The sequence below is a fragment of the Thiogranum sp. genome, from assembly GCF_058323355.1.
This window is the reverse complement of the sequence record NZ_JBTTIO010000008.1, coordinates 1-15,379: the sequence shown is the minus strand read 5'-3', so window position 1 is coordinate 15,379 and position 15,379 is coordinate 1. Positions and strand designations below refer to the sequence as shown.

Annotated in this window: 16 protein-coding genes; 10 read left to right on the top strand and 6 right to left on the bottom strand. The window is 57.9% G+C overall.

Translation table 11 applies throughout. From position 1 onward, the window contains the following. Window positions 1-119 precede the first annotated feature (119 nt). The gene (locus ACW81B_RS02155; RefSeq protein ID WP_491578557.1) at window positions 120-563 is read right to left on the bottom strand and encodes a YybH family protein; all 444 of its coding nucleotides are present in this window, start codon (window positions 561-563) and stop codon (window positions 120-122) included. A gap of 202 nt (window positions 564-765) precedes the next feature. Here ACW81B_RS02155 and ACW81B_RS02150 point away from each other — a divergent pair, with 202 nt between their 5' ends. Beyond that, complete coding sequence (locus tag ACW81B_RS02150) at window positions 766-4,965, top strand: SUMF1/EgtB/PvdO family nonheme iron enzyme (RefSeq protein ID WP_491578556.1); 4,200 nt, start codon at window positions 766-768, stop codon at window positions 4,963-4,965. Window positions 4,966-5,027: 62 nt separating this feature from the next. Further along, window positions 5,028-5,381, top strand: a complete 354-nt coding sequence (locus ACW81B_RS02145) for a Rieske (2Fe-2S) protein (RefSeq protein WP_491578555.1) — start codon at window positions 5,028-5,030, stop codon at window positions 5,379-5,381. A 21-nt stretch (window positions 5,382-5,402) separates the two neighbouring features. On the opposite strand, the gene ACW81B_RS02140 is transcribed toward ACW81B_RS02145, so the two are convergent. The 3 genes from ACW81B_RS02140 to ACW81B_RS02130 form a co-directional block, all read right to left on the bottom strand. Next, complete coding sequence (locus ACW81B_RS02140) at window positions 5,403-5,621, bottom strand: hypothetical protein (protein WP_491578554.1); 219 nt, start codon at window positions 5,619-5,621, stop codon at window positions 5,403-5,405. A 181-nt stretch (window positions 5,622-5,802) separates the two neighbouring features. Further along, a complete protein-coding gene (locus tag ACW81B_RS02135) occupies window positions 5,803-6,315 on the bottom strand; it encodes a DUF1269 domain-containing protein (protein WP_491578553.1) in 513 nt (170 codons plus the stop codon). A 90-nt stretch (window positions 6,316-6,405) separates the two neighbouring features. Further along, window positions 6,406-6,705 carry a DUF6763 family protein gene (locus tag ACW81B_RS02130; RefSeq protein ID WP_491578552.1) on the bottom strand — a complete coding sequence of 100 codons (300 nt, stop codon included), beginning with the start codon at window positions 6,703-6,705 and terminating at the stop codon, window positions 6,406-6,408. Window positions 6,706-6,875: 170 nt separating this feature from the next. Here ACW81B_RS02130 and ACW81B_RS02125 point away from each other — a divergent pair, with 170 nt between their 5' ends. Beyond that, window positions 6,876-7,274 carry a hypothetical protein gene (locus tag ACW81B_RS02125; protein ID WP_491578551.1) on the top strand — a complete coding sequence of 133 codons (399 nt, stop codon included), beginning with the start codon at window positions 6,876-6,878 and terminating at the stop codon, window positions 7,272-7,274. Continuing rightward, window positions 7,271-8,077, top strand: coding sequence for a co-chaperone DjlA (gene djlA, locus ACW81B_RS02120; RefSeq protein WP_491578550.1), 807 nt, complete (start codon window positions 7,271-7,273; stop codon window positions 8,075-8,077). The genes ACW81B_RS02125 and djlA overlap by 4 nt, the downstream gene beginning before the upstream one ends. A 47-nt stretch (window positions 8,078-8,124) precedes the next feature. On the opposite strand, the gene ACW81B_RS02115 is transcribed toward djlA, so the two are convergent. Beyond that, window positions 8,125-8,592 carry a CopD family protein gene (locus ACW81B_RS02115; protein ID WP_491578549.1) on the bottom strand — a complete coding sequence of 156 codons (468 nt, stop codon included), beginning with the start codon at window positions 8,590-8,592 and terminating at the stop codon, window positions 8,125-8,127. Further along, window positions 8,589-9,503, bottom strand: coding sequence for an alpha/beta fold hydrolase (locus ACW81B_RS02110; RefSeq protein WP_491578548.1), 915 nt, complete (start codon window positions 9,501-9,503; stop codon window positions 8,589-8,591). The genes ACW81B_RS02115 and ACW81B_RS02110 overlap by 4 nt, the downstream gene beginning before the upstream one ends. A gap of 136 nt (window positions 9,504-9,639) precedes the next feature. On the opposite strand from ACW81B_RS02110, the gene rpe reads away from it, so the two are divergent. The 6 genes from rpe to trpC all read left to right on the top strand — a co-directional run bounded on the left by rpe (window position 9,640) and on the right by trpC (window position 15,061). After that, window positions 9,640-10,329, top strand: coding sequence for a ribulose-phosphate 3-epimerase (gene rpe, locus ACW81B_RS02105; protein ID WP_491578547.1), 690 nt, complete (start codon window positions 9,640-9,642; stop codon window positions 10,327-10,329). Continuing rightward, window positions 10,330-11,010: a phosphoglycolate phosphatase gene (locus ACW81B_RS02100; protein WP_491578546.1), complete on the top strand. Its 681-nt coding sequence runs from the start codon at window positions 10,330-10,332 to the stop codon at window positions 11,008-11,010. It abuts the gene before it with no gap. A gap of 106 nt (window positions 11,011-11,116) precedes the next feature. Further along, window positions 11,117-12,619, top strand: coding sequence for an anthranilate synthase component I (gene trpE / locus ACW81B_RS02095; protein WP_491578545.1), 1,503 nt, complete (start codon window positions 11,117-11,119; stop codon window positions 12,617-12,619). Beyond that, window positions 12,619-13,197 carry an anthranilate synthase component II gene (locus tag ACW81B_RS02090; RefSeq protein ID WP_491578544.1) on the top strand — a complete coding sequence of 193 codons (579 nt, stop codon included), beginning with the start codon at window positions 12,619-12,621 and terminating at the stop codon, window positions 13,195-13,197. The genes trpE and ACW81B_RS02090 overlap by 1 nt, the downstream gene beginning before the upstream one ends. 2 nt (window positions 13,198-13,199) lie before the next feature. Beyond that, window positions 13,200-14,222 carry an anthranilate phosphoribosyltransferase gene (gene trpD / locus ACW81B_RS02085; protein ID WP_491578569.1) on the top strand — a complete coding sequence of 341 codons (1,023 nt, stop codon included), beginning with the start codon at window positions 13,200-13,202 and terminating at the stop codon, window positions 14,220-14,222. 41 nt (window positions 14,223-14,263) lie between these two features. Further along, the gene (trpC, locus tag ACW81B_RS02080; protein ID WP_491578543.1) at window positions 14,264-15,061 is read left to right on the top strand and encodes an indole-3-glycerol phosphate synthase TrpC; all 798 of its coding nucleotides are present in this window, start codon (window positions 14,264-14,266) and stop codon (window positions 15,059-15,061) included. Window positions 15,062-15,379 lie beyond the last annotated feature (318 nt).

The following is a 15,379-nucleotide window of genomic DNA, read 5'->3' as shown; positions in this document are numbered from 1 at the left end:
CCATAGCACAAAGAAAAAAAAGTGAAACCCCTTTTGTGATTTTATGCCTGTTATTCCAGACTCAAATGAAGATGGCATTCATGATGCAGGGAAAATAGCGGGCTTTTGTGTTTGCCGCTTTAGTGGAGATGTCGGGGGGTGTTGCCGGTGTCGGCAGGCGTGTCACGGTCATCCTCGTCAGGGCAGGGTGATGCATGGTGATGTGTCATACGCCAGCCGTTATCGATCAGCTGAAAAACATTGGTGGTGACGACCGGTGACCAGCTGCCTTCATCACCGGCGGCACTGAGGTGTTCATAGAGGATGTGGACAGCAATCAGTGCGTCCTGGGTGCGGCGAACCGCGGAAAGTTTGAACCGCACACGCAGTCCACCTTCAAAAATTTCACGCCAGTTTTGTTCGACGGCGTCATACCCCTGTACCCGGTCCCCCATCGGGTGAATGCATTCGACAAAATCGCGTTTTGCCCAGACAGCCATCATCGCCGCCAGGTCAGCATTGGCGAAGGCTTCATAGAAGGCCTTCTCGGCGGCATCGGGGGTGGGGAACATGGATCCGGGCATGGCAGGGGTTATGGTACCAATCTTCCGGAGCGACGCAATGCATCTGAATTCGTGAGCAATTTCACGATTTTCAGGGACTTCGGCAGGCTAAGTTTTCGCTGTTTTGTGCCGATAGCAGGGGGTGCGCCACGTACATCGTGCAGTGCTGCGTGAAAGCAGGTTTTGGTTTCGGTAACTTCAACGACAGGATGACAGGCAGACCATGGGAGCGGCAAAAAAACTCTTGGACAAGAAGGCGTTAAAGGATCTGGTTCCCCTCAATGCATTGTCAGCAGTACACCTCGACGAAATTTCCCGAAAAGCGGTTATCGAAACCATTCGGTCCGGGCGCTATGTATTCAAGGCGGGCGACCGGGATCAGCAGTCTGTTTATGTGCTGGAAGGCAAGATAGAGCTGATCGATGGCGGCCGTAATGTTGTCGGTTCCATTATTGGCGGTTCTGAAGCGGCACACCACCCGCTGGCTCACAAGCAGCCGCGCCAGCTTTCTGCCCGTGCATCGGGCAGTGTTACGGTTGCGCGCATCGACTCGGGTCTGCTCGATGTATTGCTGACCTGGGATGAATCATCCGGCTACGACGTTGTGGAAATTGGCGCCGAAGAGAATGGTGACTGGATGACGCGCGTCCTCCAGTCGCAGGCATTTCTCCAGCTTCCGCCGTCAAATATTCATCAGTTACTGATGCGTCTTGAATCTGTCGGTGTTCGCGCAGGCGATGTGGTGGTCAGGCAGGACGAGGAGGGTGACTACTTCTACATTGTGAAATCCGGCCGTATGGCTGTCAGTCGCAAGGCTTCAGCGCGTGGCAAGGAAGTCTTGCTGGCGGAACTGGGCGAAGGCGCCTGTTTTGGTGAAGAGGCACTGGTGTCCGGTACGCGCCGGAATGCCACGGTGACCATGCTCACAGACGGCTCGCTCATGCGGCTTTCCAAGGACGATTTCAATGAGTTGTTGCGCGAACCCCTGGTGCACGAACTCGACTATACACAGGCCAGGGCGCTTGTTGACAAGGGTGGCGAGTGGCTGGATGTACGCTTGCCGGGTGAATTCAATAATCAGCACATCAGCGACAGCCGCAATTTTCCGCTGTCGGCGCTGAGGGAACAGGCGGATACCCTGAGCACAGACAAGGCCTATATCGTTTGTTGTGATACCGGCCGTCGCAGTGCTTCGGGGGCTTTTATCCTGAGCCAGCGCGGTCTTGATGTCTATACGCTGAAAAATGGCCTGATGGATGTCCCTGCCGAAGTCATGGCGGGCGAGGGCGACCCGCAGCCAGCGGTTTCGTCGGGTCAGAATGCGGAAATTATCCCCTTCGAGAGCGACAGGGAGAGGCAGGAAAATGAACGCCCGGCGCCGCGCGATGATGCCGGTGATACGCCACACCCGGATACTGAAAAGTTACGCGACAGTGAAGCGGCATGCACTGAATTACAGGCCGAAGCCAGGACGTTACGTCAGCGTATCGATTCACTGGAAGCCGATCTGAGTGACGCGCAAGCCAGGCACAGTGAATTGCTCAAGCAGCTGGAAGCGGCGCAGCAAACCCGCGACGCTGTTGCTGAAAGCGGCGAACAGTTCGAAAAACAGTGCGCACAACTGGCGTCGGAGCTTGAGCAGGTGCGCGAGGATTACCAGCAGCTGGGACAACGTACCAGCGCTGTCGCGGGTGAGCGTGATGCGGCCAATCGGGATCTGGAAAAGGCCCGCGCCGAGCTGCAGGCGTTGCAGGCACAGCTGGATAGTCAGCAGGGCGAAGTCAGCGAACAGGTTGCCGCACTGCAGGCGCAGATAGAGGAGCGGGGGCGTGAGCTGGAAGCCGAAGTCGCCAGCCGCAGCGAGATGGAAAGCGCGCTTTCCGAGGCGCAAAAAGCTGTTTCGGAAGCTGCGGAGCGCGAGGTGGGACTGGTCGGGCAGCTTGAAACACTGGAACAGCAGGCAGACGAACAGCGCCGGCAATTGCAGGACAGTTTTCTGGCCGAGAAGGCAGGTCTTGAACAGCAACTGCAGGTGTTACAGGAACGTATCGGCGAATCCGAACAGCAACTGGCTGTGCAGACAGGCGAGTATGATTCGCTTGCCGAAAAACTGGCGGATATAGAACAACAACTGGCACAGTCGCAGCAAAACGAACATGCGCTGAGCGAATCGCTTGAAGCGGCAAGGCAGCAGATCGACGAAACGGAACAGCGTGTCCGTGACGAGTTGCAGCAGCAACTGGTATCCCGCGAGCGTGAATTCGAGTCTGATCTCGGGAGTGCGCGTGAAGCCATGGCGCGGGCGCAATACGAGGTGGATAACCTCAAGCGTGAGCAACAACGGCTGCTTGATCGTTTGCGCAAGATGGAAAAGGCGCGCGAGTGTGAGCGTCACGACCACGAAGCTGAAATTCACCGCTTGCACAAGGAGATGCAGTCTGCTGTCAACGGTTCGGCGGAGGGACTTGCTGCCGAACTTGAGGCGTTACAGGCGCAGTTGAACGAAAGTGTCCGCTTGCGCGACGATCTTGAAGTCAGTCTGGGGGAACGCAGTGCCCAGCTTGAAGATGTGCAGACGCATGCCGAGCAGCTTGAACAGCAGCTCAAGCTGGCGCAGCAGGGTGCCCGGGAAGCGGAACAGCAGCTGGTGGAGGCCAATCGTCTGGCGAATGAGGAAATGGAAATCCGGCTGAATACCGAACAGGGGATTCAGCAGGGATTGCGCGAGGCACTGGAAGAATCAGAGCGGGAGCGTAACAGTCACCAGGAAGCCATCACCGTTATCAGCCAGGAACTCGAGGAGTTACGCGAAACCTGCCGGCAATCACAGCAGCGACTGGAAGCCGGAGAAGATGCTGCGAATCGTCTGCAAGAGGTGCAGGCACAACTGGATGCGGTTCTGACAGAGCGTGATGAACTGGTTGTCTCGGCTGAGGCCATGAAGCGCGAACTCGATCAGTTACGGGCCGAGGCAGAAGTGCGCCGGGGTCTGGAAGGCATGCTGTCGGATGAGGCGGGCGACCCGGTGGAAACTGAGGTGTTGCAGCAGGCCAGGCAGAATGTCGAGGTGGCTGTACGCCTCCGTGCCCAGGCGGAAGAGCAGGTTGAAAGTCTGCGCCAGGAAGTTGAACAACTGAAGCTGCAGCTGAGTCAGGCTGCCGAAGGGCCGGCGCCTGTCATGGTGGAAGGGGCGATTCCTTCACTGGACGAAAACGACCCCCATGCATCCAGTCCCATGTTGCCGGATACGCCCCGGGTCGAGGAGGACAGTGTCCCCGAATCCGCCGTGTTACTGGATGATGAGATGGTTAGCGCATCCTCCCCTGTTTCTGTGCATGAAGCGCCGAAGTCTGGCCTGATCAAAGGGTTGCTGGCTGGATTGATTGTGGGAATTGCTGCCGGCGCGGGTTTGTTCTGGTGGCAGGCCGGCACAGCTCCGTCAGACCTGCCCCTGCCGGTGTCGGAAGGCAAACGTGCAACCTCGATGATGACGGTAGACGGTGATACTGACAACACACCGAAACAGGTAGCCGCTGAAGTGAAGTCCGATTCAGGGCCTGCTGCAACGGTCGAGCCGGCCGCCCGGGACGAGCCCCTGGCGGCACCCCGGGATAAAGAGAGCGGGCCTGAAGCCTCACAGCCCGCTGTCGACGCAGTACCGGAGGCGCAGAGTGATGCGGTTATCGAGCAGCCGGCCGGGCGCTTCCGGGATCGCCTCAGCGATGGCAGTCCCGCGCCCGCCATGGTGCGTTTCCATGCCGATCATTTTCTGATGGGGAGCAGTGCTGTTTCGCAGGAGTTTGATGAACGTCCGCAGCATGATGTCCGGCTCGCGCCTTTCGCCATAGCCACGCATGAGACTCGCTTCAGCGAGTACGAAGTATTTGCGCGCGCCACAGGTCGGCGTGTGCCCGACAGCATGGGTTGGGGGCGTGCACAACGGCCGGTGATCAATGTCAGCTGGGAGGACGCACAGGCGTATGCGCAGTGGTTGTCTGCGCAGACCGGGCGCCACTATCGCCTGCCCACCGAAGCGGAATGGGAGTTTGTGGCGCGTTCGGGCACAGTGACACGTTTCTGGTGGGGCGATGAAGTGGGTAACAACCAGGCCAATTGTTTTGATTGTGGCAGTGCCGATAGTGGCATTCAGACATCACCTGTTGGTCGTTTTGATGCGAATCCCTGGGGTGTCTACGACATGGCCGGCAATGTGCGCGAATGGGTTGAGGACTGCTATACACCAAATTACAGCCGTGCACCGGCGGATGGTCGTGCGGTTGAAATCGGCGGGTGTACCGAGCGGGTAGTGCGTGGTGGTGCCTACAGCAGCCCGTCTGACCAGCTGCGCAGTGCCAGCCGTGACCGGGTGGATGCGCAAAGCCGTCTGGACAACCTCGGTTTCCGCGTTGTGCGCGAAGACTGATGTAGCGTCTGTTGCGTGCCTTGTATTTGAAATAGTGCGGCTGACTGCCTACCCTGCCAGGCATGGCGAAGTGGTTGAGAATCTGTGAGCTGTCAGCAATCCCCGAGGAAGGCAGTCGGGGCTTCAGTATGACAACGTCAGCCGGTATCAGGGATATTTTTCTGGTGCGAAAAGGCGGTGAAATCCATGCCTACCTCAATCAATGCCCGCACACAGGCGGGCCGCTCGACTGGGTGCCGGACCAGTTCCTGGACCTTGATCGTTGCTGGATACAGTGTGCGACGCATGACGCCCTGTTTCGCATAGAGAGTGGTGAATGCGTTGCAGGCCCCTGTGTGGGGCAGTCACTGACGTCTATCGGAATTTCGCTGCAGGGAAGTGATGTCTGTATGCGTGACGAGCAGACAGGCGAGTGATGCCGCGCGCAGAAATGTCTGTCAGTCTTCGAGTGTTTTGATCAATGCTTCGAGTGACGCGGCAGGAATTGTCCGGGTTTCGGCTTGCGTCTGTATTTCGATCATTGCGAGCTGAAGTTGCGGGTGTTCATCCAGCTGAGGGGTATCACCGGCGCCGGGACTGGATTTACGCACGACACTGTAAGACGGTTCTTCCACAGGGTGTTCCGTTCCGCTTGCCATATCCATGATGTAAGCCATGGTCCACCTCCCTCGATGATGCTGGCTGGTGATCCAGCCTTCATACATGCTATCGGCGCCGGAATACAAACATTGAACCGGATTTTTTCGTGCGCAAATCCAGCTGCTTAGGAGGCTCTACGGATAAAAAAAGACGCCCCGAAGGGCGTCACGTCACGTTGTGAAGGTGTATTGCGTTGTGTCAGGGAAAGGCGGGGATGGTCGGTTCAATGCCGTGCATGTCTGCTTCGGGGTGATGTCGCCTGATCATCCTGGTGACGGCTTCCACGCGGTTTTTGGGAACATCGACCATCATCAGAATTTGTCCTTGTTCGACGGCGTCCTGAAATGCCTTCAACTGGCTGTTGGGGACATCTGTGGCAATCATGCTGGACAGCCAGGCCCCGATCAGTGCGCCTGCCAGTGCACTCACCAGCACTGTCCAGCCACCGAGGGCTACCCCTCCGGGTGGGAAGGCAACGACAACAAGGCCGGCCAGCACGCCCGTCGCACCGCCTACGCTCAGGCCGATTTCAATGCCGTGGATAAAGTCACTGCGCTGAAGCAGGTTCGCCTTCGGCAGATCGTCCAGTGCGATGTCATCTCTTGCCAGGACGTGAATATGGTGGTCATCGATGCGGGCAAGCAGTAACTCATCGACAACCTGCCGCGCACGCGCCACGCTGGGTAAAAGGAAATAGAGTCTGCGTCGCATTTCGCACCTCCTGTCCCTGATCGGGCTGGATTGTTCGTATATGTCGAAAGGTTAGACCGCTGCAACCCGTATAGTTGCGTTTTGAAACAATCAGGCCAGACGCTGGTCCATGCGTTCTATCTGTCTCATCCAGTCTTCAGTTTCCGACCATATATCAATCTCTTGCATGTCTTCCGGTGAAATATCCATGGAACCGCTCCAGTCTTCCGGCGGTTCAACCGGCTGCAGGTGCAGTGTTTCCCAGGTTTCGTGATCGAGTTCCTCGATGGTGCCGTCGTAATACTGGAGTTCCAGTGTCTCGTCATCATCGTCGCGGGCAACGACCTCGAACGCGTCACCTGCAGTGGATTTGTACCAATCGCCGATCCTCGGTGAAGGCTGTAATGTCATGACGGTTTACCTCCTTGCTCAAACTGCTGATACTTGGTGTCCTGTGCGGGTTGTCAGCCGGGAGTGCCTGGTTCGGGTGATTGCCGAACCGGCTGCATCCCTGATTTACTTATATGCCCATAAAAACGGGTTTGCAACGAGAGAAATTTGACGCTGTTCGAGGACAGATTATGCGTGTGAAGATTGTGGTGGTGGATGCCGGGCAGCTGGCAAGGGGTGTCGAATTTCCGCCGCTGGAAATCCCCCAATATGGCTGGGAGGAGTACCCGGGGCTGGATGCCGAAGGTATCCAGGAACGCTGCTGGCGGGCGAATGTCGTAGTGGCACTGTCGTCGGCTATCTCGGGAGAATTACTGGAAAAAATGCATCGTTTGAGTTTACTGGTGACGGCGGGCGAGGCATGCCGGAAGCTCGATCAGTCCGCGGCCCTTGCCCGGGGCGTCGAACTTCTGGCTTTCCCGGATGTGGATTGTGGTGATGCCGACGATGCACAGGATCTGTGCAACCGGATTGTGCAGGCCATCGGCCACTATGTCGCCACGGGCAATGCAAAGGAGGTGAACGCATGAGCTGGTGGGGCAAATTGCTGGGTGGTGCTTTCGGTTTCATGCTGGGTGGCCCGCTGGGTGCGCTGATCGGTGCCGCCTTCGGACACAATTTCGACAAGGGGCTGGGTCGGGTCGCTGAAGACTTTGCACCGGGTGCGCAGGAACGTGTGCAGACGGTGTTTTTTACCACGGTGTTCTCCGTGATGGGCCACCTCGCCAAGGCGGACGGAAAAGTATCGAAAAGTGAGATCGATCTGGCGCGGCAGATCATGCAGCAGTTCAACCTTGATGAGGAACGCCGCAAGATTGCCATCAATCTCTTCAACCAGGGCAAGCAGCCGGACTTTCCGCTTGAAGATGTGTTGCAGCAGTTCCGGCAGGAGTGTCACCGCCGCCGCAACCTGATGCAGATGTTCGTTGAGATTCTGATGCACGCCGCCTATGCCGATGGTGATTTGCATGCCAGCGAACGTCAGGTGCTGGAACAGGTGCGGGTGTCGCTGGGTTTCTCGCAACAGGTGTTTCAGCATATCGAGGCGATGGTGCGCAATGCACGGCACTTTGCCGGAGGCGGTGCAGAAGGTGTATCACCGCGTGATGTTCTGCGCGAGGCCTACGAGATTCTGGGTGTCGACGAAACGGCCAGTGATGCAGAGGTCAAGAAGGCCTATCGTCGGCTGATGAACCAGCACCACCCCGACAAGCTGGTATCAAAGGGACTGCCCGAGGAAATGATCAAGCTGGCGACGGAGAAGAGCCAGGAAATTCGCAGGGCTTACGACACGATCAAAAAAGCCCGCAGTCACCAGGGAGGCTCTGATTAATTCGAAATCGTCATTCCGGCCTGCGGAATGACGAATGAATCAGACCTTTACTGGATAAATCGTCCTCCTGCGGCCACGGCAATCACCACAATACCCAGCAACAGATTGGTTCCCACGATCTGACGAATCTGGTTCAGCTGTTTCCCGGCTTCCGGCCATTGCCCGGTAATCACAGCCTCCTTCAGTCGGCGGAAGGGAACGAAGTACAGGTGCAGGTAGAGCAGAATCATCAACCAGCCGAGCCCCTGCATGATGTGGATATACAAGCCAACGGCGTTCAGGCCACCGAACACCTTGAATGCCATCCAGTAGCCGGTAACCGGTAGCAGGATGACAAATGTCCACACCCACGGGAAGAATCGACTGAAGACCTGTGCCCAGAGTTTCAGGCGCTGTGGCGGTTCAAGTTGCTGCGCGGCAACCGGCCGCAGTACCTGGTGGGCGAAGAACATGCCGCCGACCCAGAGGACGGCGGAAAGGACATGCAGGCTGATGGCGATGCTGTGCAGGTTCATAACGGCTTATGCTTCTTTTTCACAAAATTGGCACGCAGCCAGCCGTAGACGCGTCGCACCAGCGTGTCCTGCATGCCGGTGAAGAAATGATCGGCGCCTTCAATTTCAATCTGTCGGTAATATGCGTTTCCGGCCTGCAATGCAGCTGATCGACGCGCTGCGGTCGTCGACAGTACGCTGTCGAGGTCGCGGCTGCCGTAGATATCCAGTATCGGCAGGGTCAGTTTGCCAAACGACAGGACACTGTTGGTTTTTTCGTCAAGTTCCGAACTGCCGATGCCAATGAACACGACACCTTCCACGCCGGGTTTTTTCTTGTTGGCGAGATACCAGGCAGACATGGTGGCGCCAAGGCTGTGGCCAATGAGGATGACTTTTTTGTTGCCGCGCTTGCGCAGCATGTCGACGGCCGCATCGATGCGCGGTGTTACCTCGTCGAACAGCGGGACATAGTCCTTGAGCGTGGCATCATTGGGCAGCACCGGCATCTGGATAGACAGGGTAGACCAGCCGTGTTCGGCCAGCCCGACGCGCAGTGGGTGGATAACATCGGCCCAGTCCGGGTGAACGCCCATGCCGTGGACGATGATGACGGCGCGCCCGGTTGAATGCCCGCTGGCTTTGGTGAACAACCCCATGAATTGTGTGCCGGCGGCGTCCAGCTCACAGACTTCTCCGTCCATCAGGCTGTCAGTGATCTGCTCGGCCCAGCGTTTTTCCTTGGCCTGGTCCGAGGCAGCTGAGCAGGGTGTTGCCAGTTGCATGAAAAAGGCAAGCAGTGCCAGTAGCTTAAGGAAACCCTGAGGGCTTGCTCCTGCATCATGCCGGCGCAGATCGGCAGCCACAGGTTTCAGTACACGGGATGCCGGCCTGCGCCGGCCTGATGTGAGAAGCGGAGATTTTCTGAGCATGCGATACACCGTAGTACCCCTTCCCGATGCAGGGTTTGATTTGCGTTCCGGCGGCACGGGCTGAAATCGTGTCGCGGTTCCGGTAAAGTGCGCGGTCTTGATTTCCCAGCGCAATAACCTTTACGAGGCCCGGATTATGCCAGATTACAAGATCGCACCGTCTATTTTGTCAGCCGACTTCGCCCGGTTGGGTGAGGAAGTGGATAACGTCCTCAAGTCCGGGGCCGACATTGTTCATTTCGATGTGATGGACAACCATTATGTTCCCAACCTGACCATCGGTCCGCTGGTCTGTGAAGCCCTGCGCAAGCACGGCGTTAGCGCCGAGATCGACGTTCACCTGATGGTCAAGCCGGTGGATCGTATTATCCCGGATTTTGCCAAAGCGGGCGCCAGCTATATCACCTTCCACCCGGAAGCCAGCGAGCATATCGACCGCAGCCTGCAGCTGATCAGGAATGAAGGTTGCAAGGCCGGGCTGGTGTTCAACCCGGCCACACCGCTGGACTACCTGACCTACGTGATGGACAAGGTCGACATGGTGCTGCTGATGTCCGTCAACCCGGGCTTCGGCGGCCAGAGCTTCATCCCGGCCACCCTCGACAAGCTGCGTGAAGCACGCAAGATCATCGATGCCTCTGGCCGTGATATCCGTCTTGAAATTGATGGCGGGGTGAAGGTCGACAACATCCGTGAAATTGCCGAAGCGGGCGCAGATACCTTTGTGGCCGGTTCCGCTATCTTTGGCGCCGCCAGCGACAGTGACGCGAATGTATACAACAGCGTCGTCCAGGCCATGCGCGACGAACTGGCAAAGGCTGGCTGAATGTCGATTCGCAAACCGGAAATGATCCTCATCGATGTGGACGGCACGCTGGTCGACAGCGTGCCGGACCTGGCATTTTGCGTCGATGAAATGATGAAACAGCTGGGTCGCGAGCCCTGGGGTGAAACCCGGGTACGCGACTGGGTGGGTAATGGTGTGGAACGCCTGGTGCGCCGCGCGCTGATCGGGCAACTGGACGGCGAGCCGGATGATGCCGCGTTTGAAAAAGCCTACCCGGTGTTTCTCGACCTGTACGCGGAGAATACGTCGAAACGTTCCGTGCTGTACCCCGGTGTCAAGGAAGGCCTGGATTACCTGCGTGCGGCGGGCTACCCGCTGGGTTGCGTGACCAACAAGGCCGCGCAGTTCACTCTGCCGCTGCTGAAGGATCTGGGAATCTACGACTATTTCGGTATCGTGGTCAGCGGTGACACGCTGGAACACAGGAAACCGCACCCGGCCCCGTTGCTGCACGCGGCGGAATTCTTTAAGGTAAGTCCTGAACGGTCACTGATGGTCGGCGATTCGATCAGTGATGTAAAAGCCGCACGCGCGGCAGGCTTCCAGATTGTCTGCATGCCGTACGGTTATAACCATGGCGAGGACATTCGCGTGGCGGAACCCGACCTTGTTATCGAAACCCTGGCGCAGCTGAAAGGCGAACTCGAACAGGCCGCATGATGATCACCGTAGAGACACGAATGCATGAGCGGGAGGAACGATGGTGGCATTGATCCACTGTCTGTAACTGCCTTCGTGTATCAACAATGTCTCAACGGTGAGAACCATGACTCCTGAACAATTCGAACAACTGGCCAGCGAGGGATACAACCGTATCCCGGTAATGCGCGAGGTGCTGGCCGACCTCGATACCCCTCTAAGTACCTACCTGAAGCTTGCCAGCGGGCCGTATTCCTATTTATTCGAGTCTGTGCAGGGCGGTGAGAAATGGGGGCGCTACTCGATTATCGGTATGCCTTGCAGCACGGTTGTGCGTGTCTACGGCCAGCGTATCGAGGTGCGGACCGAGGGGGAACTGGTCGAGGAAGTCCATCGCGATGATCCGTTGCAGTGGGTCGAGGACTTTCAGCAGCGCTATCGCGCGCCCGATCCTGAAGGTCTGCCTCGCTTTGGCGGTGGGCTGGTGGGGTATTTTGGTTACGACACCGTGCGCTATATCGAGCCGCGGCTGAAGGGGGGTGCCAATCCAGACACGCTGCAGACCCCTGACATCCTGTTGATGGTGTCTGACGAGGTGGTGGTGTTCGACAACCTGGCCGGCAAGCTGCTCATGGTGGTTCACGTCGATACTGCTCACGACGACGCATGGGCTTATGGTCAGCATCGCCTCGATGTGCTGATGACCCGCCTCTGCCAGCCGGTAAAAATCCCCGGCGCCCTGCCGAATCCGTGTGAAGTGTCGGAAGACGATTTTGTTTCCGGTTTCACGCGCGAGGGCTTCGAGTCTGCGGTGGAGCGGGTAAAGGAATACATCGTCGAGGGTGACGCCATGCAGGTAGTGTTGTCGCAACGCTTGTCGATACCCTTCCATGCGCCACCGCTGGATCTGTACCGCGCGCTGCGCGGCCTGAACCCGTCGCCCTACATGTTTTTTCTCGATCTGGATGATTTTCATATCGTCGGTTCGTCGCCGGAAATCCTGGTGCGCCTCGAAGACGATGTGGTTACCGTGCGGCCGATAGCCGGCACGCGTCCACGCGGTGCCACGGAAGCCGAGGACAAGGCGCTGGAGAAAGAGTTACTGGCCGATCCCAAGGAGCTTGCCGAGCACCTGATGCTGATTGACCTGGGACGCAATGATGCCGGCCGCGTTAGCGAGATCGGCAGTATCGAACTGACTGACAAAATGATTATCGAGCGTTACTCACACGTCATGCATATCGTTTCCAACGTTACCGGGCGCATTCGTCCCGGCCTGTCGGCAATCGATGTACTGCGCGCCACTTTCCCGGCCGGCACCGTGAGCGGCGCACCGAAGATTCGTGCCATGGAAATCATCGACGAACTGGAACCGGTCAAGCGCGGCGTGTATGCCGGCGCTGTGGGTTACCTGTCGTGGTCCGGGAACATGGATACCGCCATTGCCATCCGCACTGCCGTGATCAAGGACGAGGTGCTGCACATCCAGGCCGGCGCCGGTATTGTCGCCGACTCGGTGCCGGCCAACGAATGGGCCGAGACCATGAACAAGGGGCGGGCCATTTTCCGCGCGGTGGCGCAGGCGCAGGCCGGGCTGGACGGTAATCACTGCAAGGGGGCGCAGGACTGATGCTGCTGATGATCGACAACTACGACTCCTTCACCTATAACCTGGTGCAGTACTTCGGTGAACTGGGCGCGGACGTGCGCGTGTACCGCAACGACCGGATCAGCGTGCAGGAGATTGAAAAGCTGGCGCCGGAGAAGATTGTGATTTCCCCCGGTCCCTGTACGCCCAACGAGGCGGGTGTGTCGGTGGAAACCATCAAAACCTTTGCCGGGCGTGTTCCGATTCTGGGTGTGTGCCTGGGGCACCAGAGTATTGGCCAGGCGTTTGGCGGCCGCATTGTGCACGCCAGTGAAATCATGCACGGCAAGACATCGATGATTTATCACCGTGATGAAGGTGTGTTCCGTGGCCTGTCAAACCCGCTGGAGGCCACCCGTTATCATTCGCTGGTGATCGAAAAGGACAGCCTGCCGGATTGCCTGGAAGTGACGGCCTGGACCGGCAGCCCCGAGGGTGAAATCGATGAAATCATGGGCGTGCGGCACCGTGAGTTGCCGGTCGAGGGGGTGCAGTTCCACCCCGAGTCGATCCTGACCGAGCACGGCCATGACATGCTGAAAAACTTCCTGGAGGGTTGATGATGGACATGCAGACAGCGATTCGCTGTGTCACTGAACGTCGGGATCTGGGCGCAGATGACATGCACGATGTCATGCAATTGATCATGACCGGTCAGGCCACGCCGGCGCAGATCGGTGGTTTTCTGATCGGGCTGCGCATGAAAGGTGAAACCGTTGACGAGATCGCCGCTGCGGCAAAGGTCATGCGTGAACTGGCGACGCCGGTTCCGGTCAGGGGTGATCACCTGGTTGATACCTGTGGTACTGGTGGTGACGGTGCCTCGACCTTCAATATTTCCACCGCCAGCGCCATGGTGACCGCGGCGGCCGGTGCACAGGTTGCCAAGCACGGTAACCGTTCCGTGTCATCCAGTTGCGGCAGCGCCGATGTGCTGGAAGCCGCAGGCGTCAACCTCGACCTCACGCCGGAGCAGGTTGTGCAATGCGTGGACAGGGTCGGTGTGGGATTCCTGTTCGCCCCCAGACACCACAGCGCCATGAAGCACGCCATTGGCCCGCGCAAGGAAATGGGTGTGCGCACCCTGTTCAACCTGCTCGGCCCGCTCACCAACCCGGCCGGCGCGCCCAACCAGGTGCTCGGTGTGTTCAGCGCCGACTGGATCGAGCCGCTGGCACAGGTGCTGGGTAAACTTGGCAGCCGGCATGTGCTGGTGGTGCACGCCGATGACGGGCTGGATGAGATCAGTATTGGCTCGGCAACGCAGGTCGCGGAGCTGAAAGACGGCAAGGTGAACTGTTACCGTGTCGAACCTTCGCAGTTTGGTATGCAGACAGCCGACGTATCGGCACTGGCCGTGAAGGACGCACAGGAAAGCCTGGCGCTGATCGGGAAGGTGTTTGATAACACACCCGGCCCGGCACGCGATATCGTGGTTCTGAATGCCGGTGCCGCCATTTATGTCGCCGGTCTCGCCGACAGCCTTGCTGACGGCGTGAACAAGGCGCTTGAGAGCATTGCCTCGGGCGCTGCAAAACAGACCTTTGCCCGGCTCATCGAAGTCAGTAATGCCTTCGCGTCGTAATGTGATCTTCTGTAGCTAAAAAAAATCCCGGAATATCCCAAATGTCAGATACCCCCGACATCCTGAAAAAAATCCTCCAGCGCAAAACAGAGGAAATTGCCGAACGCCGTGCACAGGTTCCGTTGCAGCGCTTGCGTGAACAGGTCGCAAGCGCGGATGCGCCAAGGGGGTTTCTGAAGGCATTGCGCCGGCGTGCCGTCGCGGGTGATGCCGCCGTCATTGCCGAGATCAAGAAGGCTTCACCCAGCAAGGGTGTATTGAGAGAACATTTTATCCCCGCAGAGATCGCTGCCAGTTATGAACAGGGCGGGGCAAGTTGCCTGTCGGTACTGACCGATATCGATTTCTTTCAGGGCGCCGACGCCTACCTGCAACAGGCGCGTGCAGCCTGCCAGTTGCCGGTGCTGCGCAAGGACTTCGTGATCGATCCCTGGCAGGTGTGGGAAGCCCGGGTGCTGGGCGCAGACTGTATCCTGCTGATCGTTGCGGCCCTTGACGATACGGCTTTACGTGAGTTGCTGGAGCTGGCGGGTGAACTCGGTATGGACGCCCTGGTGGAAGTCCATGATGCGGAAGAGATGGCGCGCGCACTGGCGACACCCGCACCCTTGATCGGTGTGAATAATCGTAACCTGCGGACCTTTGAAACCAGCCTGGGTACAACCCTGGCACTGAAGCAGGATTTTCCGGAAGACCGTTTACTGGTGACAGAGAGCGGGATTCATACCTCCGACGATGTGCAGCGTATGCACACCGCTGATATACATGCCTTCCTGGTGGGTGAGGCATTTATGACGGCCAAAGACCCCGGCGCCAGATTGCGGGAGCTCTTCTTCTGACGGGGGTGGTGGAGTGTTGGCTGGTTGTCTCTCCTTCACCCCACGGTTTGCTGCGATGCTCGGCTGCACCACGGGTTGAAGGAAAGGCAACCAGCCAACACAGGAACCTTTCGTAGTAGCTGAATAGTAGGTTTGGGGTCAGAGTAAATAGGTTTGGGGTCAGAGTAAAAACTTGTGGTTAACGATATATGTACAAAGTGGTTTTTACTCTGACCCCAAATATATGTTCTGGAGCCCGGTCTTCGCGGAATGACAGGTAAGGGGCTAACGCGCGCCGAACACCACCATGGTCTTGCCCTTGGCCGTAATCAGCCCCTG

Excerpts from the sequence above, each read along its gene's own strand:
- ACW81B_RS02155 (WP_491578557.1), bottom strand. The coding sequence starts at position 563 with ATGCCCGGATCCATGTTCCCCACCCCCGATGCCGCCGAGAAGGCCTTC.
- ACW81B_RS02150 (WP_491578556.1), top strand. The coding sequence starts at position 766 with ATGGGAGCGGCAAAAAAACTCTTGGACAAGAAGGCGTTAAAGGATCTG.
- ACW81B_RS02145 (WP_491578555.1), top strand. The coding sequence starts at position 5,028 with ATGGCGAAGTGGTTGAGAATCTGTGAGCTGTCAGCAATCCCCGAGGAA.
- ACW81B_RS02140 (WP_491578554.1), bottom strand. The coding sequence starts at position 5,621 with ATGGCTTACATCATGGATATGGCAAGCGGAACGGAACACCCTGTGGAA.
- ACW81B_RS02135 (WP_491578553.1), bottom strand. The coding sequence starts at position 6,315 with ATGCGACGCAGACTCTATTTCCTTTTACCCAGCGTGGCGCGTGCGCGG.
- ACW81B_RS02130 (WP_491578552.1), bottom strand. The coding sequence starts at position 6,705 with ATGACATTACAGCCTTCACCGAGGATCGGCGATTGGTACAAATCCACT.
- ACW81B_RS02125 (WP_491578551.1), top strand. The coding sequence starts at position 6,876 with ATGCGTGTGAAGATTGTGGTGGTGGATGCCGGGCAGCTGGCAAGGGGT.
- djlA (WP_491578550.1), top strand. The coding sequence starts at position 7,271 with ATGAGCTGGTGGGGCAAATTGCTGGGTGGTGCTTTCGGTTTCATGCTG.
- ACW81B_RS02115 (WP_491578549.1), bottom strand. The coding sequence starts at position 8,592 with ATGAACCTGCACAGCATCGCCATCAGCCTGCATGTCCTTTCCGCCGTC.
- ACW81B_RS02110 (WP_491578548.1), bottom strand. The coding sequence starts at position 9,503 with ATGCTCAGAAAATCTCCGCTTCTCACATCAGGCCGGCGCAGGCCGGCA.
- rpe (WP_491578547.1), top strand. The coding sequence starts at position 9,640 with ATGCCAGATTACAAGATCGCACCGTCTATTTTGTCAGCCGACTTCGCC.
- ACW81B_RS02100 (WP_491578546.1), top strand. The coding sequence starts at position 10,330 with ATGTCGATTCGCAAACCGGAAATGATCCTCATCGATGTGGACGGCACG.
- trpE (WP_491578545.1), top strand. The coding sequence starts at position 11,117 with ATGACTCCTGAACAATTCGAACAACTGGCCAGCGAGGGATACAACCGT.
- ACW81B_RS02090 (WP_491578544.1), top strand. The coding sequence starts at position 12,619 with ATGCTGCTGATGATCGACAACTACGACTCCTTCACCTATAACCTGGTG.
- trpD (WP_491578569.1), top strand. The coding sequence starts at position 13,200 with ATGGACATGCAGACAGCGATTCGCTGTGTCACTGAACGTCGGGATCTG.
- trpC (WP_491578543.1), top strand. The coding sequence starts at position 14,264 with ATGTCAGATACCCCCGACATCCTGAAAAAAATCCTCCAGCGCAAAACA.